We start from the raw sequence: 20,715 nt of genomic DNA on the forward strand, positions 1-20,715 counted from the left end.
CGCTCTCTGTTCCGCAGCCTAGGGCGGGGCCGCCCGGATGCAAAGCGGCGGGATGCGTCCTGCGTGCGGACTTCCGGCCCGCAGCGGCTGGCCCGCCGGCGAACCGGAAAAAGTCCGGGCACCCTGCCGGTAGTCAGCCCAGTTCGAACTCTTCCGCGTCCAGCGGCGCGTCGTCTTCGCGGGTTTCCAGCGCTTCTTCGCCCAGGCTGATGGCGGCCATCAGCTCCTCACCGGAATAGGTGGCCTCATCACCACCATCTGAAATGGCATCGTCATATGCAGCCAGAACCTGTTCGGCATCCTGGAAGCCGCCGTCCGGTGCTTCAAGGCGGAATAGCTCCTCCAGATTGCCGTCAGCCGCGGAGCCATAAAAGACGATGCCTTCCAGCGTTTCCACATCGCCGCCGACTTCGTCCGACAGATAGTACGACAGGAAATTCTCGAAGGTCGGTTCGGTGCCTTCCGGCAGCGCAGGAATGCTGTAGGGGTTGGGATCGGGCTCCTCATCGAGGATGAAGGCCCCGCCCAGGGGATCGCCGGTCTCGGAGAACACCTCTCCGAAGAAGACCTTGTCGTAGGTGGGGTCTTCCGGATCTTCCGGCTCTTCCGGGTCTTCGGGCTCCTCTGGATTGCTGCTGACCGCCTTGATCGACCCTGCATCGGTGGTCGTCGAAGTGGCGCGGATGCCAAAGACATCGACTTCATCGAGGCTGCCGATATCCAGCGAAACCGTCAGCGTATCGCCGGTTTCCACATAGGTCTCCTTATCAGCGCCTTCCCGGCCGAGTCCGGGCCGGCTGAGCTCGACCGCCGCATCCCACTGCACATCTTCGCCATCAAGCCCGGCGCCGTTCATATTGAGCGGCCCGCGGAGGGCTTCACTGGGACCCGAAAAGTCGTCGTCACCGAAATAAATGGCGTTCACATCCATGGCGCCTTCAGTGACAGCTATATCGGCAAAAAATTGGCCGGCTTCTTCGTATAGGGTAACTGTGTAGGACAGCCCTTCCGCTTCGTAGGTAAAGACTTTCGAACTTACAGGCATAGGCTATGCTTCCACTCTTGACCGGCGCAGGAGATGCAGCTTTGCCATGCCGGCCGAAGTGTTCCAGACAAGCCACAGATCAGCAGCGTACCGGACGTCACGCACGAGATCGCGGCAGCGCCTGCATTTTTGACAAAATTTTCTTCAACGGGAAGAGGGTTGTGCGAAAACAATCGTTGCCAATTGTCTCTGCGCGGTGAACGGCGTCGTAATCCGCAGCGGCCGGGGCACGGCAGCCGGCAGGCATTTAAACGGAAAAGCCCCGCCAATTAGGCGGGGCCTTGGTTTGGCTGCGGTCAGGCTTGCTGCTGCCGGAGATGGGGGCCGTTACTGTTTCAGCGCCAGGCTGGGCGAGATCACGTCGATCCCCAGCGCCTTGCCGACCGCGTAATAGGTCAGCTGACCGGCATGCACGTTGAGCCCGTTCAGCAGGTGAGGGTCGTCCTCGCAGGCCTTGCGCCAGCCCTTGTCGGCCAGGTTCAGCAGGAATGGCAGGGTGGCATTGCCAAGCGCCTGGGTCGAGGTGCGCGCCACCGCGCCCGGCATGTTGGCAACGCAGTAATGCATGATGCCGTCGACCTCGTAGATCGGGTCGGCATGGGTGGTCGCCTTGGAGGTCTCGAAGCAGCCGCCCTGGTCGATCGCCACGTCCACCAGCACCGCGCCCGGCTTCATCTCCGACAGCTGCCCGCGGGTGATCAGCTTGGGGGCGGCGGCGCCGGGGATCAGCACCGCGCCGATCACCATGTCGGCCTCGCGCACCAACTCGGCAGTGGCGCCCGCGGTGGAATACTGGTTCTTGAAGGTGCCGCCGAAGACATCGTCCAGATACTTCAGCCGGTTCAGCGAGCGGTCCAGCACGGTCACATCCGCGCCCATGCCCGCGGCGATCTTGGCGGCATGGGTGCCGACAACGCCGCCGCCGATCACAACAACTTTGGCAGGCGCCACGCCCGGCACGCCGCCCATCAGCACGCCGCGGCCGCCATTGGCCTTCTGCAGCGTCCAGGCGCCGACTTGCGGCGCCAAGCGCCCGGCCACCTCCGACATCGGCGCCAGCAGCGGCAGGCCGCCGCGGTCGTCGGTCACGGTTTCATAAGCAATCGCGGTGCAGCCCGACTCCAGCAGGTCACGGGTCTGCTCCGGGTCCGGCGCCAGGTGCAGGTAGGTAAACAGCAGCTGGCCTTCGCGCAGCATCTTGCGCTCCCCCGCCTGCGGCTCCTTCACCTTCACGATCATGTCGGCGCTGGCAAAGATTTCCTCCGCGGTGTCGAGGATCACTGCGCCGGCGGCGGCGTAATCCTCGTCGGTGAAGCCGGCGCCGGCCCCGGCGCCTTTCTGGATCACGACGTCGTGGCCGTGGGCCACCGCCTCGCGGGCGGCATCGGGGGTCATGCCGACGCGGAATTCCTGCGGCTTGATCTCGGTGGGGCATCCGATCTTCATGGGGTCTCTCCTCCATATACTTTGCGCCCATGATGCCCCAGGCGCGGCAAAATGTGCTGCTTTATTGTGCAGAATATAAACCTGTCCTTCGAAGGATCTTCGACTATAACGCTGGAAGGCAGCAAGGATCTTCGCACAATGGCCCTGGATGAAACGGATCGTCGCATACTCTCGGTATTGCAAAAGCAGGGCCGCATTTCCAACGCCGAGCTGTCGGAACGGGTGAACCTGTCGGCCTCGGCCTGCCACCGGCGGGTGCAGCGGCTGGAGGCGGAGGGCTATATCCGCAACTACGTCGCCCTTCTGGATGCGCGCAAGATGAACGTGCCCGCGACCATTTTTGTCGAAATCACGCTGCAAGGCCAGGCGGACGAGCTGCTCGACGCCTTCGAGCGCGCGGTGGCGCTGATCCCGGATGTGCTGGAGTGCCACCTGATGGCCGGAACCGCGGATTACATCCTGAAGGTAGTGGCCGAGAACACCGAGGATTTCGCCCGCATCCACCGCCAGCATCTGGCCCGGCTGCCCGGCGTGGCGCAGATGCAGTCGAGCTTTGCCTTGCGCACCGTGTTCAAGACCACCGCGCTGCCGGTCTGAGCTGCGGCCCATTCTGGCGCCGCTTCGGCTGTTGCGCTTGAACCCGGCCCCGCCTCGGGCGCCCGGACCCAGCGGCGGCGGTTTCCCCCCGCAGCGGCCTTTTGCGCTTGAACCTGGCCCGGATTTCCGCTTGCCTAGGGTCAGCCCGCCGCTTCAGGGCAGTCGCGGGAAGCGGAACTGCGCCGCGCGGGCGCAGCTGGGTTCTGCGTCAACGCGGCACAGGCTGGCACAAGATTTTTACAAGCCGCGGTCACAAGGCGGTTTCGCGTGATTTGGAAACACCGCCGCCGCGGAAACGCCTCACGCCCGCAAAACGACTTACAACAAGGAGCCTCCCCCGTGACCCGCGAAACCGAAACCGCATCCTTGGACTGGCTGGAAGCGGAGCTGCAGGACACGCTGGACGAGGACATCGAGATCGAGTTCGCCGAGCCGATGCTGAGTCAGGAGATCCGCAAGATCTACCGCGCCCAGCACCCGGAAATGCTCGACCGCGAGGTCTATTTCCGCAATCTCCTGCGGCTGCAGGCCGAACTGATCAAGGTGCAGGACTGGGTGCAGCACACCGGCGCCAAGGTCTGCATCCTGTTTGAAGGCCGCGATGCCGCGGGTAAGGGCGGGGTGATCAAGCGCATTACCCAGCGGCTCGACCCGCGGGTGGCCCGCGTGGTGGCGCTGCCCGCGCCCAACCGCCGCGAGCAGAGCCAATGGTACTTCCAGCGCTACGTGCCGCACCTGCCCGCAGGCGGCGAGATCGTGCTCTTCGACCGCTCCTGGTACAACCGTGCCGGTGTCGAGCGGGTGATGGGCTTTGCCAGCGAGGATCAGGTCGAACAGTTTTTCCAGGACGTTCCCGAATTCGAGCGGATGCTGGTGCGCTCAGGGATAATCCTGCTGAAGTACTGGTTTTCAATCTCCGACGAGGAGCAGCAGCTGCGGTTCATGATGCGCATCCACGATCCGATGAAACAGTGGAAGCTGAGCGCGATGGACCTGGAAAGCCGGATCCGCTGGGAGCAGTACACCAAGGCCAAGGAGGCCATGTTCCGCCGCACCAACATCCCCGAGGCGCCCTGGTACATCGTCGAGGGCAACGACAAGAAGCGCGAGCGGCTAAACTGCATCGAGCACCTGCTGACCAAGATCCCCTATGAGGAGGTGCCGGGCGAGAAGGTCTCGCTGCCCGACCGGGAGTACAATCCCGACTACGAGCGCCAGGTGCTGCCGGATGAGCTCTACGTGCCCAAGATCTACTGAAGCCCGGGCCTGGTTTGAGGTGTGAAAGGCGCGCCGCAGCGGGCGCGCCCTTTCGGTTTTGCCGGTCCAGTGCAGACTGCTTCAGAACAGGAAGTCGTTTGCCTGCAGGTCCGCTCCGGTGACGCCCGTGAGCAGCAGGCTGTCGCCGTCCGCGTCCGAGATCTCCAGCCCGGCGCTGGTCTGGCGGCTGTGGTTGGCCATCAGGTCGGCAAAGCCGCCGATACCGTCCGCGGCACCGAGGTCGATCTGCTCGCCAGTCTTGCCGGGGTCGAAATCGGTTACCGTGTCGTTGCCGCCACTGAACACAAAGTGGTCGGCGCCGCTGCCGCCGGTCAGCATGTCGTTGCCGTTGCCGCCGTCCAGCGTATCGTTGCCGCGGCCGCCGCGCAGGGTGTCCCGGTGGCCGCCGCCCTGCAGGTCATCATCCCCGCCGCGTCCGAGCAGCACGTCACGGCCGCGGTTGCCGCTGAGGCCGTCCGCGCCGCTGCTGCCGGTCAGCCGGTCGTCGCCGGCGAAGCCGCGCAGGGTGCCCGCGGTGTCGAGCTCCAGCACGTCATCGCCGGCGGTCGGATGGCCCGCGGCGGTGCCGCCGCCCGCGGGGGTGCCGGTGTCCAGCTGCACCGGGGCGCCGGTGCGGGCGAAGTTCTGGGTGACCATTACCGCGTCCCAGCCGTTGAAGCTGCCGCGTTCGACGCCAATGCCGATCACCTCGACGGCGGGGCTGAGGATATTGGCGCGGTGGCCCGGGCTGTTCATCAGCGAATCGTGCAGGTTGGCGACATCATCGGCCAGCCCGCTGGTGCCGCGCTCGCTCTGCCACGCGATGTTTTCCGCCCAGCTGTAGCTGCCGGAAAACTGGAAGTCCGCATCGGCCATCCGATCGCCCGCGCTGGAACCGCCGATGCCGGTATGGGAGAAAACGTCCTGCTGCAGCATCCATTCGCTGTGATTTTCGGCCGAATCGTTGAGCCGCAGCTCCAGCTGCAGCGGGTCCAGCCCGCGCGAGGTCCGCTCGTTGTTGATGAGGTCGAGCATCTGGCGCTCGAGTGCGTCTGCCTGAGACATAGGGGGGTCTGCTCCGTGAAGATGCCGTCAATGCGGCGGCAGGGCAGGGGCTACCGCAATCCGGCGGCCGGGACAGGCCGCAGCAGCAGAGGCGGCGGTTTGCGGCAAGGCTCTGCCCGAATGCCCCGCGCAGGTACGCGGAATCCCGCGCGCAGCCGGGCCGGCGGGACGGGACGGCGTGGCCGCGGCCCGCCCGCTGGAACAGCTGCGCCCTGCGCGCGCCGCCATCTCAAGAAGAGGGCGGCGGCAGATACCCATGCGGCATGGCGGACTGCACCGGGGCGCGGCCTCCGCGCGGATATTTGCTGAGCGGGATAATGGCTGGAAACTCCAGCGGCTTGAGATTCGGCCGCGGAAGGGGGTGGCGCCGCAGCTCCGGGGGGCGGAGGCTGCGGCCCCGCTTCGGCAAGGGAAGAACCCGGAGCCGGGAAAGTCTTGCTTGCAGGGATCAAGACAGGCGCCTGTGTCAGTGGGGGGGACGCTGCCAGCTCCGGGTTTTATTGTGCCGGGTGTTCCACGTCCGGCGGGCGGGGCAGTGGTTAGGGAAACGCATCAAACTCGCCCCGCTGAATTCACGTTACACCAGAATTCTGTCTGTGAATACATCTTATAGGTGTGTGGATAAAGTTTTTGCGATTTTCCCTCCTGCCTCTGCCGCACCCGCCAGAGACAGGCGCAAGGCCCGGAAAACGACGAACCCCCGGGCAGGGCCGCGGGGGTTGTCTGAACTTATAGCGGCTGGCGCAAGCGCCGGCCTAGTGCTGTCCAAAGCTGGAGAGCCGGGTCCGCGGGCATACCGCCATGGCGCCCCGCCGGGGCACCGGGCGTTCTGCCTGCTTAGAGCAGACCTTCGCGCTGGGCTTTCTTGCGTGCCAGTTTACGGGCACGGCGAATCGCTTCAGCTTTCTCGCGCGCTTTTTTCTCGGACGGTTTCTCGAAATGTTGCTTGAGCTTCATTTCACGGAACACGCCTTCGCGCTGCAGCTTCTTCTTCAGGGCACGGAGCGCCTGATCGACATTGTTGTCGCGAACACTAACCTGCATGTGGTTGTCACCACCTTTCTAAGTTTTGAGTTGCAAGGAAATTGCAGGAAGTGGCCGTATAGCAAAGCGCCTCTATTTTGTCTAGTAGGGGATGAACCGCAACCGCAGGAGGTATCCATGAGCCTGGAACACGAGGTCGAGCAGGAACACGTGAAGGACCGGCTGCTGGACGCGGCGCTGATGCATGTGCCCTTCGATGGCTGGACCGAGACCACCTTCCGCGCCGCCGAGCAGGATGCCGGCGTGCCCGAGGCGCTGGCCCGCGCGGTCTGCCCGCGCGGCGCCGTGGACCTGGCGCTGGCTTATCACGCCCGCGGCGATGCCCGGATGCTGGAGCGGCTGGCGGCAGCCGACCTGACCGGCATGCGCTTCCGCGACAAGGTGGCCGCCGCAGTGCGCTTCCGGATCGAGGCGGTGGACGACAAGGAGGCGGTGCGCCGCGGCAGCACGCTGTTCTCGCTGCCGCAATATGCAGGCGACGGGGTGCGCGCCATCTGGGGCACCTGCGATGCCATCTGGGACGCGCTGGGCGACAATTCCGACGATCTCAACTGGTACACCAAGCGCGCCTCGCTCGCCGGAGTCTATACGGCCACCGTGCTCTATTGGCTGGGCGACGACAGCCTGGAGCACCAGGCGACCTGGGATTTCCTCGACCGGCGGATCGCAAACGTGATGGAGTTCGAAAAGCTCAAGGCGGGCTTGCAGAACAACCCGCTGTTGAAGCCGCTCTTGGCCGGGCCGAACTGGCTCGCGGGCCAGGTCAGACCGCCCAAGGACCGCGACGATCTCCCCGGCTCGATGCGGCCGCGGCAATAGCGGCGCCGGCACCCGGCGGCTGCCTGCGGTTTCACTCACGGCGGGGATGCTCCGCAAAGGCGCCAGGCTGCGGCGCCTTTTCTGTTTGCGGGCGCCGGGCCGGATGCTAGGCAGATCTAGAAGCAGGAGGAGCACCCCATGACCGAGACGATGCGCGCCGTTGAAATCACCCGGGCCGGCGGGCCCGAGGTGCTGCAGATGACCAGCCGCCCGCGGCCGGAGCCCGGCCACGGAGAGGTGCTGATCAAGATCGCCTATGCCGGCGTCAACCGCCCCGACGCGCTGCAGCGCGCGGGCGCCTATGACCCGCCCAAGGGCGCGAGCGACCTGCCGGGGCTGGAGGCCGCGGGCGAGATCGCGGCGGTGGGTGCGGGCGTTGCCGGGCTTGCCGCGGGCGACCGCGTCTGCGCGCTCTTGCCGGGCGGGGGCTATGCCGGCTACGCAGTGACCCCGGCGGCGCATTGCCTGCCGGTGCCCGAGGGCCTCAGCCTGAAACAGGCCGCCTGCCTGCCGGAGACCTTCTTCACCGTCTGGTCCAACGTTTTCACCCGCGGCGGTCTTAGGGCGGGGGAGCGCTTTCTGGTGCATGGCGGCTCGTCGGGTATTGGCACCACCGCAATCCAGCTGGCCAGCGCCTTTGGCGCGCGGGTCTTCACCACCGCCGGTTCGGCGGAGAAATGCGCCGCCTGCCTGAAACTGGGCGCCGAGCGCGCGATCAACTACCGCGAGGAGGATTTCGTCGAGGTTCTGAAGGCCGAGGGCGGCGCCGACCTGATTCTCGACATGGTGGGCGGCGGCTACATCCCGCGCAACATCCGGGCGCTGGCCGATGACGGGCGGATGGTGCATATCGCCTTCCTCTCCGGCCCCAAGGCCGAGCTGAACTTCGCCCAGATCATGGCCCGCCGCCTGACGGTGACCGGTTCCACCCTGCGCCCGCAAAGCGATCTCGCCAAGGCGCGCATCGCCGAGGACCTGCGCGAGAAGGTCTGGCCGCTGCTCGAGGCGGGCAAGGTGGCGCCGGTGATGGACAGCAGCTTCCCGCTGGAGGAGGCCGCGGCGGCCCACGCTCGGATGGAGAGCTCCGGCCATATCGGCAAGATCGTTCTCGAGGTGGGTGGCGAGGCGCACGGCGCAGCGGGCGTTTGACCCTGCCGTAAGACGCCCCCGATGCGGCAGATACAGAAAAGGGCCGGCAGAAATGCCGGCCCGATGTGCGTTGGGTCCGCAGCCAGGGCGGCTACTGCACCGCGCGCCGGTACAGATGCCAGGTCGCATGCCCCAGCACCGGCACCACGATGATCAGCCCGGCCAGGAAGGGGATCGCCCCCACCACCAGCGCCGTGCCCACTAGCACGCCCCAGGTCAGGCAGACCAGCGGGCTCTTGCGGATCACCTTCAGCGAGGTCGCCACCGCCACCGGCAGGCCGACATGGCGGTCCAGCAGCAGCGGGAAGGAGACCAGGCTCATCGCCAGCGCGGCAAAGGCAAAAACCGCCCCCACCGCCCCGCCGGTGATCGCCATGATCCAGCCCTCGCGGGTGGTCACCACGTCGCTTACGAAGCCCATGATAGAGGCCGGCGGTTCCGGCCCCAGGGTGCGGCTGTAGATCATGTCCGCCGCCACCAGCCAGGCAATGAACAGCCCGGCCAAGTAGAACCCCAGCACCAGGATGGCGCCGAAGGCGGGCGAGCGCAGCACCGCCAGCGCATCCAGCCAGCGCGGCTCGAAACCGGCCTCGCGGCGCGACGACATCTCGTAAAGCCCGACCGCCGCCACCGGCCCCAGGATGGCGAAGCCCATGATCATGGGCACGATCAGCGGCAAGAGGTTCATCGACAGGCTCATCACCACCAGCGCAATGCCAATGAGCGGATAGAACAGCACCAGGAAGATTGCATCGCTGCGGCAGGCGGCGAAATCCTCCAGCCCGGCGGCCAGCGCATGCAGGATATCTTCCATATCCAGCTTGCGCGCCACTGGCATCTCGCTGACCTTGCTGCTGCCCATCTGGTCGACCGTCTGCCCCAGATGCTCCCGGGTGATCCCCGCGCTCTGCAGCAGCCAGCTGAGCGGGTTACCGATTGTCTTTGCCATGCTCAACATCCTCCTCACTAACATCACCGAAGTGCCGTTCTGGCGAGGCCGGGTGCGGCACATGGCGTTATAATAGCACAAAACCGGGCAATGTGTGCTTCACGGACCATTTAAAGCCGCGCGCGGCGGCAAAGCGCCTTTCGGCGCAGGCCTCCGGCGGGAGCCCTTCGGGAAAGTGACTTGGGCCGGGGCGCCAAGGGAAGGCTCAGCGCAGCGGCTCCATCCGGGCATCTCTCAGCCTGCAATCCCGGCTCACATCCACTCCGCAGGTCACCGGCTCAAGCGTCTTCGACAGGCAGACCCGCGCCTCCTGGATGGCGCCGCCGCGGCAGGTGATGGTGAGGCCGTCGGCCCTGAGTGCCGGGTTAGCTTCCAGAAAGGCCTCCTCCACCACCGCGGCGGGCAGGGTTACCGGCTGCTCTAGGCGGCGGAACACCTCCGGGCGGCGGATCTTTTCGTATGCCGTGCGGGCAAGGGCAAAATACTGCGCTGCTTCCAGCCCCGAGCAGGTGCCGTGCTTCTTCCATTGGTGCCAGGCCAGCCCGCCGCTGCCCATGATGTCCGCCATCGCCGCCGTCATCGGCCGGCTGGGCGGCCGGGCGTTGCTGGCGCAGTAGCTGGGCCAGCCGCGGGCGTGCTGCGGCCAGAGCCCGTGCAGGGTCCAGCCGAAATCGCGGCGCGCCTCGCATTGCTCTGCCCCGCGCGCATCGCCCTCGCGCGCGCACCAGTTCGGCGACCAGCTCAGCGCCAGCACGTAATAGGCGAACGCTCCGGCCCGCTCCCCCTCGGCCGCCGGTCCGCTTGCCGTCGCGGCATATCCCGCCAGCGCCGCCGCGAGCGCCAGAAACAACTTGCGCATTGGCCTCTTTCCTTATGCGTCCAAGCTGACTATATAGGCGGGAAGTTCCCCGACAACGGAAACCAGACCCCGAAAGCCGGGGCAGCCTAATCCAGGCGGCGGGGAAGATGTGTTTTAAGGAGATGAGCGCATGGCAAAACCGTTGATGGCCAAGGCGACCGCCGTGTGGCTGGTGGACAATACCACGATCAGCTTCAAGCAGATCGCCGATTTCGTGGGCATGCACGAGCTGGAGATCCAGGGCATCGCCGACGGCGAGGTGGCCGTGGGTGTGAAAGGCTTCGACCCGGTTGCCAACAACCAGCTGACCCAGGACGAGATCAACAAGGCCGAGGCCAGCCCGGTGCACCGGCTGAAGCTGAAGTTCAACCCGGCAGCCGCCGGCGAGGAAAAGCGCCGCGGCCCGCGGTACACCCCGCTCAGCAAGCGCCAGGACCGGCCGAACTCGATCCTTTGGCTGGTCAAGTTCCACCCCGAACTCAGCGACGGCCAGATCGCCAAGCTGGTCGGCACCACCAAGCCGACGATTCAGTCGATCCGCGAGCGCACCCATTGGAATATCGCCAATATGCAGCCGATCGACCCGGTGGCGCTGGGTCTGTGCAAGCAGACCGAGCTTGACGCCGCGGTGCAGAAGGCGGCCGCCAAGAAAGCAGCCGAAGGCGGCGTGATGAGCGACGACGAGCGCCGCAAGCTGGTTTCCACCGAGCAGTCGCTGGAGATGGAAGCCGAGCCCAAGATCCCCTCCGCCATCGAGGGTCTGGAAAGCTTCACCCTGGGCGGCGGGCGCAGCGAGGAAAAGAAGGAAGAGACGCCGCTCGATGCGGACAGCTTCTTCAACCTGCCCTCCGGCGGCAGCGACGAGGACGACGAGGAAGAGGACGAGGACAGCAGCCAGCGCTGACCCCTCAGGCCTCCCTTGCTCCCAGGCCTCTGACTGACGGGTCCGGCGCGGGCGCGGGACGGCATCACACGCTTTAAAGTCACTTAAAAAGCCGCAGATCCTGAGCTCAGGGCCTGCGGCTTTTTATGTTAGCCTGCCGGGGCGGAGCCAGTTTCCACGGCCTCCGCCTGCGCCTTGGGCGCTGTGCTCCGGTTTTGGCTGCCGTGTTCCGGGCGGCTGCAACCGGCGGCGTCCTCCGGCAGCAGCCTGTCCGGAGGCGGCGGGCCGCGCGGCGGTGGCGCATCTGTGTTTGTGAGTGGCCAGCTGGCGGCGGGGGCAAGGCCAGCGGGGGGTATGGCAGGAGTGTCACCATGGTATGCGTTTTGGCGCCTGCAGCGGATTCCCGCTGCGGAACGGATCGCGGCAGCCTTGCAGGGATGCCGGATCCGCAGTTTTCCCAAGTACTGGTGGCGCGGCTGGCCCGGCTGCTGCGCGCCGATCTGGTGGCGGTGGCGGAATGCAGCCGCCCGGGCTGGATGCGGGTGGTTGCAGGCTGCTTCGACGGGCTGCCGCTGCAGGACTTCGACTACGAGAACCGCTTCACCCCTTGCCGCGAAGTGATGCACCTCGCCCGGCCGCTGGTGCTGCCCGGCGAGGTGCAGCAACGCTTTCCGCAGGACAGGATGCTGCTGGCCGAAGACATCCAGAGCTACGCGGGCCTGCCGCTTCTTTTGCCGGAGGGCGGCGTTGCCGGGGTGTTGCACGCCGCCTGGCGCCGCGACACGGGAGCGGCGCTCGCTGCGCGCGCACTTGCAGCCATGGGGCCATATGCGGTGCGGCTGGCCGCGGGGCTTGCGGAGCGGCGGCGCGGATGCGTGCTGGCGGATCTGGCCCGCGGCCCCAGCGGAGCCGGGCCGCAGGCGGCGTTGCGCTGGCTGGCGGCGCAGCTGCAGGCCGCCTCCGGCGCCCGCGCCGCGGTGATCGCGGCTGAAGCGCCGGAAGAGCCCGGCGAGCTGCAGGTTCTCGCCTTCTGCCTCGATGGTGCCCGGCAACCGGCCGCGGAAGGCGCCGTGGTGCCCCGGGAACTGGCCGATGGCCCGCCAGGGCCGCCAGCCGCGCCTCTGCGCGGCCTGCTGCCCCCGGCCGCCGGCGGCCTGGAGGGCGGCGGCTCAGCTCCCATTGCGTATTCCCGATGCCAGGCGCTGCGCAACCGGCGCGGCACTCTGATGGGATGCTTCGTGCTTTTGGATGGGACGCCGCTCCCGCCTCTGGGCGCCGCGCTGGGCGAGGCCTTTACCAGCCAGATTCAGCGCGAGCTGCGCCGCCTGCGCGCCCGGGCGCTGCGGCGTCTGCGGCGGCAGGCGCGCCAGCAGGCAGAGAAGAGCGCAAGTCTCGCCCGGCTGGCGGGCGGCATTGCCCATGATTTCAACTATGCGCTCGCCGCCATGCAGGGCCAGGCCGAATTGGCGCTGGCGCATTTCGGCCTGGATGGCAGCCGCCATCCGGCCGCGGCGCAGGTGCTGCTGCTGGAGCAGGGGGTGCGCGCCTCGGCCGCACTGCTGCGCCCCCTCCTGGACTATGCCGGCGGCCCCCGGCCCCCGGCGCACGGGCAGGCGCTCTGCGACCTGAACACCGAGGTGCAGGCCGCCGCCGGGATGCTGGATGCTGGCTGTGCCGCGCCGGTGCCGCTGCAGCTGGACTTGAGCGCAGCGCCGCTGCCGCTGCGGGGCGATGCGGCGCAGCTGCGCCAGCTGGTGCTGAACCTCTTGCAAAACGCCGCCGAGGCGCGGCTGCCGGACCCGAACGGACCCGCGGCCCGCGGCATCCAGCTGGCCACCGCCCGCGCCAGCCCCTGCGCATCCGAACGGGCCGCCATGCTGAACGGCAATCTTTTGCCTTCCGGCCCCTGCACCGCGCTCGAGCTGCGGGACAGCGGCACTGGCATGGCCAGCGAGACCCTGGGGCGGATATTCGACCCCTTCTTTTCCACCCGCCCTGGCCGCCGCGGTCTGGGGCTGGCCGCCGCGATGGGCATCCTGCGTCGCCACGGCGGCGCGGTGGCGGTGGAGAGCGCCTTGGGGCAGGGCAGCTGCTTCCGGCTCTACTTCCCGCTGGCTGAAAACGCTGCCCGCGGCGCTGTGGCTGCCTCAGCGCGCAATCCGGCCGCCGCGGCGCCGCGGCGCATTCTGGTGGTGGATGACGAGGACACCGTCTGCCGCGCCGTGGCCGGGCTATTGCGCCTCAAGGGCTGCACGGTGGAGCTGGCGGACAGCCGGGAAGCGGCGCTTGAGGTGTTGCGCCGCGGCGCGCCGCTCAGCGGCGCGGTGATCGGCATGAACTTGGCGGGCCACTGCGGCTGGGCCACGCTTGCGTCCTTGCGGGCGTTGCAGCCGGGCCTGGCTTGCGTGATGATGAGCGGCTTTGCGGTCAGCGCCGCCGCGGCGGGCTATCCCGAACTTTCCGGCGTCGAGGTGCTGGACAAGCCTTTCTGCAAGGAACAGCTCTACCGTGCAGTGCTGCGCTGACCGGGCGCGCGCGCCGCTGCAGCCCGAGGGCGCCGGAAAACGCGCGTTTTCCGGCCAAAATTCCGTGCCGGAATTTTGCGCCGCCTGCCGCGCCGCTAGATTTCCTTGCGCGCCCTCAGCGCGGCCGAGATAGTGCCGTCGTCGAGATAATCCAGCTCGCCGCCGATCGGCACTCCCTGCGCCAGCGAGGTGAGCCGGACCTGGCCCTGCAGCTGGTCGGCGATGTAATGCGCCGTGGTCTGGCCCTCGATCGTGGCATTGAGCGCCAGGATCACTTCGCGCACCGCCTCAGCACCAACCCGGTCCACCAGCCGGGGGATGCGCAGCTCCTCCGGGCCGACGGCATCCAGTGCGGACAAAGTGCCGCCAAGCACATGGTAGCGGCCCTTGAACACGCCCGCGCGCTCCATCGCCCAGAGGTCGGCGACATCCTCCACCACGCATAATTCGCCATTGGCGCGCGCTTCGTCCTGGCAGATCGGGCAGATGTCATCGGTACCCACGTTGCCGCAGTTGAGGCACTCGCGGGCGCTGGCGGCAACCTCTCCCATCACGTCGGCCAGCGGCGTCAGCAGAAGCGCGCGCTTGCGGATCAGATGCAGCACCGCCCGGCGTGCCGAGCGCGGCCCCAGCCCCGGCAGTTTGGCCATCAGGGCAATCAGGGTCTCGATCTCGCCGGTGGGATTGTCGTTCATCGCTCGGGACCTTTCCTTGCCGTCTCATATAGGCGGGCCCGTGCAGGGGAGCGCAAGGCCGCGGCAATAAAATGTGCGGGGTTTGTTTGCGGCTTGCGGGCGGGCAATGCGCGGCGGCACGGCAGCCGTGCGCAGGGCTGCGGCCGGGGCCGGACAGAGAAAAGGCGGCCCGCGGCCGCCTCATCCGTCGCGTGTGAAGCAAGGAGGGCTCAGAACGGCAGCTTGATGTCCTTGGGCAGGCCCATGCTTTCGGTCAGCTTGGTCATCTCTTCCTGCGCTTTTTCGGCTGCCTTGGCCTGGGCGTCCTTGATCGCGGCGAGGATCAGGTCCTCGACCACTTCCTTGTCGTCGCCGTTGAAGATCGACGGGTCGATGTCCAGCGCCTTCAGGTCGCCCTTGGCCGAGGCGGTGGCCTTCACCAGCCCGGTGCCCGCTTCGCCGGTGACCATCACGTTGTGCAGCTCTTCCTGCATTTCCGCCATCTTGGACTGCAGCTCCTGCGCCGATTTCATCATCTTGGCCATGTCGCCAAGACCGCCGAGGCCTTTGAACATCTGTCTTCTCCTAGGATTCCGGTTTGCAGCGTAGATACGGGCGCCACCGGCCTCAGACAAGGGGCGAGGCCGGGGCAGGGCGGGTTTTCCACCGCCCCTGGAGCGCGGGCCGGGACATTTACCGGGCCGGAGCGGGGCGGCGGCGGGGCGGTCAGCCGTCCTCGAACGGGTCCCACTCGTCTTCAACCTCGGGCAGCGCTTCGGCCGCGGCGCCGGCCGCGAGCTCCTCGGCGGTGCGTATTTGCTTGATCTTCGCTTTCGGGAAGGTTTCCAGCACCGCCTGCACCAGCGGGTGCGCGCTGGCCTTCTGCCGCAGGGCGTTTTCCTCCGCGTCGCGCACCTCGGCAATTGTCGGCGCGTCGCCGTCGGGCGCGATGGTCACTACCCAGCGGCTGCCGGTCCAGTTCTGCAGGGCGGTGCCCAGACGCGCCGCGAGGTCGCGCGGTGCCTGCAGGGCGGGGGTGAACTCGATCCGGCCCGGCTGGTAGGAGACCAGCCGCACACCGGTTTCCACCTCCACCAGCAGCTTCACGTCGCGGTTGCTGCGGATCAGCTCGACCACATGCTCAAATGACGGGTATCGCGCGAGGGCCGAACTCGCGCGGGGCGCCAGCGCCGCCGCCTGGCCCGCGCCGCCTGCGGATGCTCTGGTCTGGCCCGGTGCGGCCCCCATGGGCGCGCCCTGCGGCGGGGCCGAGGCTCCGCCGCCCCCGCCCGCCGCAGGCGCGCCCATGCTCTGCACGGGCATCCCGCCATTTCCGCCCGGACCGCCATTCGGAGGCGGCGGGGTCGTGTCCTGCAGCTTGCGGATCAGCTCCTCGGGGGAGGGCAGGTCGGCGACATGGGTGAGCCGGATCACTGCCATCTCCGCGGCCATAATGGAATTCGGCGCGGCGGCCACTTCCTCCAGCGCCTTCAGGAGCATCTGCCACATGCGGGTGAGCACCCGCATCGGCAGGTTCTGGGCCATTGTCTGGCCGCGGGCGCGCTCGTCGGGGCTGACGGTGGGGTCCTCTGCGGCTTCGGGGGTGATTTTCACGACCGAGACCCAATGGGTGATCTCGGCGAGGTCGCGCAGCACCGCCAGCGGATCGGCGCCCTCGGCATATTGGCCGGAAAGCTCGGTCAGCGCCCCCGCCGCGTCGCCCTTCAGGATCATGTCCATCAGGTCCAGCACCCGGCCGCGGTCGGCAAGGCCGAGCATGGCGCGGACCTGCTCGGCCGTGGTTTCCCCGGCACCGTGGGAGATCGCCTGATCCAAGAGCGAGGTCGCATCGCGGGCCGAACCTTCGGCGGCGCGGGTGATCAGCGCCAGCGCGTCATCGGCGATCTCAGCGCGCTCGGCAGCGGCAATCCGGCGCAGGAGGGCAATCATCACCTCCGGCTCGATCCGGCGCAGATCGAAGCGCTGGCAGCGCGACAGCACGGTGACCGGCACCTTGCGGATCTCGGTGGTGGCGAAGATGAACTTCACATGCGCCGGCGGTTCTTCCAGCGTCTTCAACAGCGCGTTGAAGGCGGAGGTCGACAGCATGTGGACCTCGTCAATGATGTAGATCTTGTATCGCGCCGAGGCCGCCCGGTACTGCACCGAATCGATGATCTCGCGGATGTCGTTCACGCCGGTGCGCGAGGCCGCGTCCATCTCCATCACATCGACGTGGCGGCCTTCCATGATCGCCACGCAATGCTCGCATTTGCCGCAGGGCTCGGTGGTGGGGCCGCCGGTGCCATCCTCGCCAATGCAGTTCATGCCCTTGGCGATGATCCGCGCGGTGGTGGTTTTCCCGGTGCCGCGGATGCCGGTCATGATGAAGGCCTGGGCGATGCGGTCGGCGGCAAAGGCGTTCTTCAGCGTGCGCACCATCGCGTCCTGGCCGACCAGGTCGGCAAAGGTCTCGGGGCGGTATTTGCGGGCCAGAACCTGATAGGGGGATTGGCCGGTTTCGCCGCCGGTGCCGCCGGGGGCGGCGCTGGGTGTGTCGCTCATGGTCTCTCGTGCCGGATTCGGGGAGGCGGCAGCGCCGCGTTGCGGGCAAGGTAAGGAAGCGGGGCGGCTTCGTCCACCGCAGAAGGGGCGCGGGGCCGGGGCCGCAGGGAGCCGCGGGGCGCGCCGTGCCAACCAGTTGTGCCAAAAGGCTTGGGAGGGCGGCGCTTTCGCGGCTAGGCTGCCAAAGTCGGGTCCCGGTCACGGGGCGGACGGTGCGAAGGGGCGGCGGCAGCGGGAGAGTGCCATCATGTCCAGGGATAATCCCGGCGCGGCAGGGCCGGGCCAGCAGGAGCCAGTACAGCGGGAGCCAATGAAGGAGGCCGGTGCGGAGGGGCTGGCGATTCACGCGCTGCCAGTCGCGCGCGGCATCCTGGCGCTGTGCCCGCTGCCCGGGGCAGGCGGCGATTACCGCGGCGACCTGGCCGATATCGGCGGGTGGCAGCCGGGATTGGTGATTTCGCTCACCACTGACGCAGAAAATGCAAGCGTCGGCGGCCAGCTGCTGGGCGCCGACATCCAGAGCCTCGCTTGCCGCTGGGTGCATCTGCCGGTGCCGGATTTCCAGGCTCCGCCGCCCGCGGTGGCGGCGAAATGGCCCGCCGCCAGCGCCGCCGCGCGCCATGCGCTCAGGGGCGGCGGCCGGGTGCTGGTGCATTGCCGCGGCGGCTGCGGCCGCTCGGGCATGGCGGTGCTGCGGCTGCTGGTGGAATGCGGCGAGCCCCCGGCCAAGGCGCTGGCCCGCCTGCGCGCGGTGCGCCCCTGCGCGGTGGAAACCCAGGCGCAGATGGACTGGGCCTGCGCGCCCTATTGGGCAGGAGAGCAGGCGCCCGGCCAGGGCTGAGCCGGGCCGGGGCTGCAAAACGCGGCCGTGCCGCTCAGAGCGCCATCATCCGCTCGGCGTCCCGCGCCTCTGCGGGCTTGGGCAGCGCCTCGACCAGCGCGCAAGGACGGCAGCTGCCGCCCTGTGCCGCGGTGAAGGCGCTGCCGCCGCGCCGGAACATCGCATCGGCATAGCGGTCGAGCTCTGCGGGATCGGCGTCCTCATCGGCGCCGCAGAACACCCTAATGCCTTCGTGGCTGGCCGCAAAGCGCGCCGGGCAACCCTTGGCGCAGCCTTCCAGCGCGGTGCTGCCGGAAATCGAAAAATCCGCCTGTGTCAGCGGCTTGGCCCTTGTCATCGCCTCGGCCAGCTTGGCCACCATCTGCTCCGCCGCCGGGCAGGGCCTGCCCAGGTGCAGGCAGGTTGTTGCGGCGTAGAAATGTGTCTTGTCCGTCCAGATCATCAGCGCCCTCCGCGCTTGGCGGGGCAGCTGCCGGGACCGGTTCCAAATGATCTGCGCCCGTGAGCACCGCGGCCATCCGGACCCGCCCGGACACCCCGCCGGTTTCGAGTTTCACGTGTGACGGCAGGTCTCCTGACTCGCGGGTCAAAGCGTCCCCGATCCTTCCCGGCGCGGCAGGGCCGCGGGCCAGTGGTGATCTTCGGGGTTGCTCGCCGCTCACAGTTGCGGGGGCAGTCGCGGCATTGGCCAGGCTGCAAAGCCGGGCCGCACCGTGTTCCCTTTTCACCCCGGGCAGCAGAACGCGTGCCGCGGGAAACCGTCACCCCAAGCGGTAGCGGCTCTCCCGCCGCCGCGTCAATCGGTTTTCTGCGGCTGCGGGGCCTGCGGCGCCGTTTGCGGCAGCGCCAGCTGCGCGGGCAGGGCGCGGATCACGTCCGACGAGCGGCGCACCCGTGCCAGCTGCCAGCCGCCCTGCAGCAGGATATAGAAGTTCTCCGCCGCCGCGCGCGCCTCAGACTCACTCATTCCCAGACGGCGGGCGTGGGCGGCGGTCTCGCCGATCCAGCCCTCGAACAGCTCCGCCGCGTGCTGGTGCAGCTGCGCGTTGTCCGGCCCCTCGAACAGCGTGGCCGAGACCGGGCAGCCCGCCCATTTGCCGGAGGTATCGAAAAGCTTCGCAAGCTTGTGGCAGACCGTCACCGCGCCCTCACGGAAGCTGGCGGCAGGCTCGAAGGAGACCGCGATCAGCCGCAGGATCTGGTCCGAGGCCCAAGTTGCCGCCGCCATCGCGAGGTCGGATTTGCCGTTCGGGAAGTGGTGGTAGAGCGAGCCCTTGGGCGCCTCCGCCGCGGCCAGCACCTCGGAGAGGCCGACGCCGCTGTAGCCTTTGTCGCGGAACAGCACCGCAGCGGCCAGGATCAGGCGCTCCCGCGTGGGCCGCGGCGGAGCACCGCCGGCCGGATCGCTGGCGGCCTGAGCGGGGGTGGCGGAAGAAACTGCGGGGGAAGGTGTCGTCGCGTCACGCATGGCGCAAGCTTGACAGGTCTAGACCGGATGGTCCAGTGGTGGAATTAGACCAGTTGGTCTAGGAGAGGTCTTGCCATGCTGGACGACACATCAGCCAAATCCGCCGCGGTCCGGGAAGAGCCCGTGCGGTTCGCGTCGGGCAATGCGAGGCTGGCCGGAAGGCTGTTCCGTCCCGAGGGGCCTGCGCGGGCGGCGGTGGTGCTCAATGGCGCGACCGGTGTGCCGCAGAGCTTCTACCGGCATTTCGCGCGCTGGCTGGCCGCTGAGCAGCAGCTGGCGTGCCTCACCTATGACTACCGGGACTTTGCCGAGTCGGCGCAGGGCCACCCGCGCCGCTCGAATGCAACAATGGCCGATTGGGCGCTGGCGGATCAGCCGGCCGCCCGGGCCGAGATGCGGCGGCACTATGCGGGCGTGCCGCTGTGGGTGATTGGCCATTCTTTGGGGGCGATGCTGATGCCCCTGCAGGATGGCCTCGAAGACGTCGCCCGCATGATCGTGGTTGCGGGCGGCTTGGTGCATCACCACGATCATCCCTGGCCCTACCGCGCGCTGGCGCTGGCCTTCTGGTTCGGGCATGTGCCCGTGGCGGTGCGGCTGGCCGGGTTCCTCCCCGGGCGCGCGGTGGGGTTCGGGGCCGACCTGCCGGCCGGGGTCTACTGGCAGTGGCGGCGCTGGTGCACCACGCCGGGAAGCTACCTGCCGGAAACCGGAAACAGCCTGCCGCGCCCGGCCTGGGCGCGCTCGGGCGTGCCGGTGGACGTGATCGCGCTGAGCGACGATGACGTGATCCCGCCGGTGAGCGCCTGGCGCCTGGCCGAGGTCTTCGGCGCGGTGCCGCAGCGACGAAGGGTGCTGAGGCCGTCCGATTACGGGCTGAAGGCGGCGGGCCACCTCGGTGCCTTTGCCCGCCGCAACGCGGCGCTCTGGCCGGAGCTGGTTGCGCCGCTCTGACCGCCCGGCGGCGGGATTTCAGACCAGGCCCCCGTTTTCCTGCCGCAACCGCGTTTCAGGCGGTGCGGTTCAGACTGTGCGGTTCAGCCGCTCTTCGGTCAGCTTGGCATAGTCGGACAGGCGCTGCTTGAATCGGCTTTCCAGCTTGCCGCGCGCCAGTTTCAGCGATTGCAGCATCAGCCGGCCGGGCAGGGTGCTGGCGGACAGTTTCAGCTCCACCGCCATCCGGGTGCTGCGCGGCGACAGGGCGGTCAGCGCAACCTGCATGGTGCCCTCGACGCCGCTGCCGCTGCCAGTCAGCGCCAGTCCGGTCACCGGTTCATACTCCTTAAGCACCAAGCGGATATCGCGCGGCTTGCCGCGGAGCTGGAAGCGCAGATCCCAGGCCAGCCCCGCATCCGGGGCAGCGATGTCGCCGGTGCGCTCCACCTCAAGCCCGCGCCGGACCGCGGCCCGCTCCAGGTGTTCAAAATCGGCAATCGCCTCGAAGACCCTGGAAATCGGTGCTTCGATATCTTCCTTGCTGAGAAACTTCATGAATGCCCGCCTGAAATCTGCCTGTGTTCTGCTGCCTG

General features: G+C 68.0%; 20 protein-coding genes and 1 riboswitch. Of the genes, 8 read left to right on the forward strand and 12 right to left on the reverse strand.

Features of this window, described 5'->3' with window-relative positions; genetic code table 11:
• Positions 1–133: 133 nt before the first annotated feature.
• Both ACOHX0_RS10085 and ald read right to left on the reverse strand, forming a co-directional pair.
• Entirely contained in the window at positions 134–1,045 is a 912-nt protein-coding gene (locus tag ACOHX0_RS10085; protein ID WP_420676551.1) for a hypothetical protein, read from the reverse strand.
• A 327-nt stretch (positions 1,046–1,372) separates the two neighbouring features.
• Positions 1,373–2,491, reverse strand: a complete 1,119-nt coding sequence (gene ald, locus ACOHX0_RS10090; RefSeq protein WP_420676552.1) for an alanine dehydrogenase — start codon at positions 2,489–2,491, stop codon at positions 1,373–1,375.
• A gap of 138 nt (positions 2,492–2,629) precedes the next feature.
• Here ald and ACOHX0_RS10095 point away from each other — a divergent pair, with 138 nt between their 5' ends.
• Positions 2,630–3,088 carry an Lrp/AsnC family transcriptional regulator gene (locus ACOHX0_RS10095; RefSeq protein WP_420676553.1) on the forward strand — a complete coding sequence of 153 codons (459 nt, stop codon included), beginning with the start codon at positions 2,630–2,632 and terminating at the stop codon, positions 3,086–3,088.
• A 339-nt stretch (positions 3,089–3,427) separates the two neighbouring features.
• On the forward strand, positions 3,428–4,345 hold the full coding sequence (gene ppk2 / locus ACOHX0_RS10100) for a polyphosphate kinase 2 (protein ID WP_420676554.1): 918 nt from the start codon (positions 3,428–3,430) through the stop codon (positions 4,343–4,345).
• 81 nt (positions 4,346–4,426) lie between these two features.
• On the opposite strand, the gene ACOHX0_RS10105 is transcribed toward ppk2, so the two are convergent.
• Both ACOHX0_RS10105 and rpsU read right to left on the reverse strand, forming a co-directional pair.
• Entirely contained in the window at positions 4,427–5,410 is a 984-nt protein-coding gene (locus tag ACOHX0_RS10105; RefSeq protein ID WP_420676555.1) for a CAP domain-containing protein, read from the reverse strand.
• Between the two features lie 837 nt (positions 5,411–6,247).
• Positions 6,248–6,454: a 30S ribosomal protein S21 gene (rpsU, locus tag ACOHX0_RS10110; RefSeq protein WP_005614280.1), complete on the reverse strand. Its 207-nt coding sequence runs from the start codon at positions 6,452–6,454 to the stop codon at positions 6,248–6,250.
• A gap of 117 nt (positions 6,455–6,571) precedes the next feature.
• Here rpsU and ACOHX0_RS10115 point away from each other — a divergent pair, with 117 nt between their 5' ends.
• Positions 6,572–7,273: a COQ9 family protein gene (locus ACOHX0_RS10115; RefSeq protein ID WP_420676556.1), complete on the forward strand. Its 702-nt coding sequence runs from the start codon at positions 6,572–6,574 to the stop codon at positions 7,271–7,273.
• Between the two features lie 138 nt (positions 7,274–7,411).
• Complete coding sequence (locus ACOHX0_RS10120) at positions 7,412–8,422, forward strand: NAD(P)H-quinone oxidoreductase (protein ID WP_420676557.1); 1,011 nt, start codon at positions 7,412–7,414, stop codon at positions 8,420–8,422.
• A 91-nt stretch (positions 8,423–8,513) separates the two neighbouring features.
• Here ACOHX0_RS10120 and ACOHX0_RS10125 read toward each other — a convergent pair whose 3' ends face one another.
• Positions 8,514–9,371, reverse strand: a complete 858-nt coding sequence (locus tag ACOHX0_RS10125) for a DUF2189 domain-containing protein (protein ID WP_420676558.1) — start codon at positions 9,369–9,371, stop codon at positions 8,514–8,516.
• Positions 9,372–9,576: 205 nt separating this feature from the next.
• Positions 9,577–10,230 carry a ribonuclease T2 family protein gene (locus ACOHX0_RS10130; protein WP_420676559.1) on the reverse strand — a complete coding sequence of 218 codons (654 nt, stop codon included), beginning with the start codon at positions 10,228–10,230 and terminating at the stop codon, positions 9,577–9,579.
• Between the two features lie 130 nt (positions 10,231–10,360).
• Here ACOHX0_RS10130 and ACOHX0_RS10135 point away from each other — a divergent pair, with 130 nt between their 5' ends.
• Both ACOHX0_RS10135 and ACOHX0_RS10140 read left to right on the forward strand, forming a co-directional pair.
• A complete protein-coding gene (locus tag ACOHX0_RS10135; RefSeq protein ID WP_420676560.1) occupies positions 10,361–11,134 on the forward strand; it encodes a DUF1013 domain-containing protein in 774 nt (257 codons plus the stop codon).
• Positions 11,135–11,550: 416 nt separating this feature from the next.
• Positions 11,551–13,638, forward strand: coding sequence for an ATP-binding protein (locus ACOHX0_RS10140; protein WP_420676561.1), 2,088 nt, complete (start codon positions 11,551–11,553; stop codon positions 13,636–13,638).
• 95 nt (positions 13,639–13,733) lie between these two features.
• Here the strand turns inward: ACOHX0_RS10140 and recR are convergent, their stop codons facing one another.
• The 3 genes from recR to ACOHX0_RS10155 all read right to left on the reverse strand — a co-directional run bounded on the left by recR (position 13,734) and on the right by ACOHX0_RS10155 (position 16,877).
• Entirely contained in the window at positions 13,734–14,333 is a 600-nt protein-coding gene (gene recR, locus ACOHX0_RS10145; protein WP_420676562.1) for a recombination mediator RecR, read from the reverse strand.
• A gap of 209 nt (positions 14,334–14,542) precedes the next feature.
• Positions 14,543–14,887, reverse strand: coding sequence for a YbaB/EbfC family nucleoid-associated protein (locus ACOHX0_RS10150; RefSeq protein WP_420676563.1), 345 nt, complete (start codon positions 14,885–14,887; stop codon positions 14,543–14,545).
• A 151-nt stretch (positions 14,888–15,038) separates the two neighbouring features.
• A complete protein-coding gene (locus ACOHX0_RS10155; RefSeq protein WP_420676564.1) occupies positions 15,039–16,877 on the reverse strand; it encodes a DNA polymerase III subunit gamma/tau in 1,839 nt (612 codons plus the stop codon).
• 310 nt (positions 16,878–17,187) lie between these two features.
• On the opposite strand from ACOHX0_RS10155, the gene ACOHX0_RS10160 reads away from it, so the two are divergent.
• Positions 17,188–17,718, forward strand: a complete 531-nt coding sequence (locus ACOHX0_RS10160; RefSeq protein ID WP_420676629.1) for a protein-tyrosine phosphatase family protein — start codon at positions 17,188–17,190, stop codon at positions 17,716–17,718.
• 34 nt (positions 17,719–17,752) lie between these two features.
• Here ACOHX0_RS10160 and ACOHX0_RS10165 read toward each other — a convergent pair whose 3' ends face one another.
• Complete coding sequence (locus ACOHX0_RS10165; RefSeq protein WP_420676565.1) at positions 17,753–18,160, reverse strand: hypothetical protein; 408 nt, start codon at positions 18,158–18,160, stop codon at positions 17,753–17,755.
• A 105-nt stretch (positions 18,161–18,265) separates the two neighbouring features.
• Positions 18,266–18,496, reverse strand: a riboswitch (cobalamin riboswitch).
• 18 nt (positions 18,497–18,514) lie between these two features.
• Entirely contained in the window at positions 18,515–19,186 is a 672-nt protein-coding gene (locus ACOHX0_RS10170) for a TetR/AcrR family transcriptional regulator (RefSeq protein WP_420676566.1), read from the reverse strand.
• 75 nt (positions 19,187–19,261) lie between these two features.
• Between ACOHX0_RS10170 and ACOHX0_RS10175 the strand changes: the two genes are divergently transcribed.
• A complete protein-coding gene (locus tag ACOHX0_RS10175; RefSeq protein WP_420676567.1) occupies positions 19,262–20,140 on the forward strand; it encodes an alpha/beta hydrolase family protein in 879 nt (292 codons plus the stop codon).
• Positions 20,141–20,209: 69 nt separating this feature from the next.
• Here ACOHX0_RS10175 and ACOHX0_RS10180 read toward each other — a convergent pair whose 3' ends face one another.
• Positions 20,210–20,677 carry an SRPBCC family protein gene (locus tag ACOHX0_RS10180; RefSeq protein ID WP_420676568.1) on the reverse strand — a complete coding sequence of 156 codons (468 nt, stop codon included), beginning with the start codon at positions 20,675–20,677 and terminating at the stop codon, positions 20,210–20,212.
• Positions 20,678–20,715 lie beyond the last annotated feature (38 nt).

The sequence above is a fragment of the Cribrihabitans pelagius genome (genome assembly GCF_048820915.1).
In the GTDB taxonomy this organism is placed as follows: Bacteria; Pseudomonadota; Alphaproteobacteria; order Rhodobacterales; family Rhodobacteraceae; genus Cribrihabitans_A; species Cribrihabitans_A pelagius.

Bases quoted from the DNA above. Each gene is read 5' to 3' on its own strand.
- ACOHX0_RS10085 (WP_420676551.1), bottom strand. From the start codon at position 1,045: ATGCCTGTAAGTTCGAAAGTCTTTACCTACGAAGCGGAAGGGCTGTCC.
- ald (WP_420676552.1), bottom strand. From the start codon at position 2,491: ATGAAGATCGGATGCCCCACCGAGATCAAGCCGCAGGAATTCCGCGTC.
- ACOHX0_RS10095 (WP_420676553.1), top strand. From the start codon at position 2,630: ATGGCCCTGGATGAAACGGATCGTCGCATACTCTCGGTATTGCAAAAG.
- ACOHX0_RS10105 (WP_420676555.1), bottom strand. From the start codon at position 5,410: ATGTCTCAGGCAGACGCACTCGAGCGCCAGATGCTCGACCTCATCAAC.
- rpsU (WP_005614280.1), bottom strand. From the start codon at position 6,454: ATGCAGGTTAGTGTTCGCGACAACAATGTCGATCAGGCGCTCCGTGCC.
- ACOHX0_RS10115 (WP_420676556.1), top strand. From the start codon at position 6,572: ATGAGCCTGGAACACGAGGTCGAGCAGGAACACGTGAAGGACCGGCTG.
- ACOHX0_RS10120 (WP_420676557.1), top strand. From the start codon at position 7,412: ATGACCGAGACGATGCGCGCCGTTGAAATCACCCGGGCCGGCGGGCCC.
- ACOHX0_RS10125 (WP_420676558.1), bottom strand. From the start codon at position 9,371: ATGGCAAAGACAATCGGTAACCCGCTCAGCTGGCTGCTGCAGAGCGCG.
- ACOHX0_RS10130 (WP_420676559.1), bottom strand. From the start codon at position 10,230: ATGCGCAAGTTGTTTCTGGCGCTCGCGGCGGCGCTGGCGGGATATGCC.
- ACOHX0_RS10135 (WP_420676560.1), top strand. From the start codon at position 10,361: ATGGCAAAACCGTTGATGGCCAAGGCGACCGCCGTGTGGCTGGTGGAC.
- ACOHX0_RS10140 (WP_420676561.1), top strand. From the start codon at position 11,551: ATGCCGGATCCGCAGTTTTCCCAAGTACTGGTGGCGCGGCTGGCCCGG.
- recR (WP_420676562.1), bottom strand. From the start codon at position 14,333: ATGAACGACAATCCCACCGGCGAGATCGAGACCCTGATTGCCCTGATG.
- ACOHX0_RS10150 (WP_420676563.1), bottom strand. From the start codon at position 14,887: ATGTTCAAAGGCCTCGGCGGTCTTGGCGACATGGCCAAGATGATGAAA.
- ACOHX0_RS10155 (WP_420676564.1), bottom strand. From the start codon at position 16,877: ATGAGCGACACACCCAGCGCCGCCCCCGGCGGCACCGGCGGCGAAACC.
- ACOHX0_RS10160 (WP_420676629.1), top strand. From the start codon at position 17,188: ATGAAGGAGGCCGGTGCGGAGGGGCTGGCGATTCACGCGCTGCCAGTC.
- ACOHX0_RS10165 (WP_420676565.1), bottom strand. From the start codon at position 18,160: ATGATCTGGACGGACAAGACACATTTCTACGCCGCAACAACCTGCCTG.
- ACOHX0_RS10170 (WP_420676566.1), bottom strand. From the start codon at position 19,186: ATGCGTGACGCGACGACACCTTCCCCCGCAGTTTCTTCCGCCACCCCC.
- ACOHX0_RS10175 (WP_420676567.1), top strand. From the start codon at position 19,262: ATGCTGGACGACACATCAGCCAAATCCGCCGCGGTCCGGGAAGAGCCC.
- ACOHX0_RS10180 (WP_420676568.1), bottom strand. From the start codon at position 20,677: ATGAAGTTTCTCAGCAAGGAAGATATCGAAGCACCGATTTCCAGGGTC.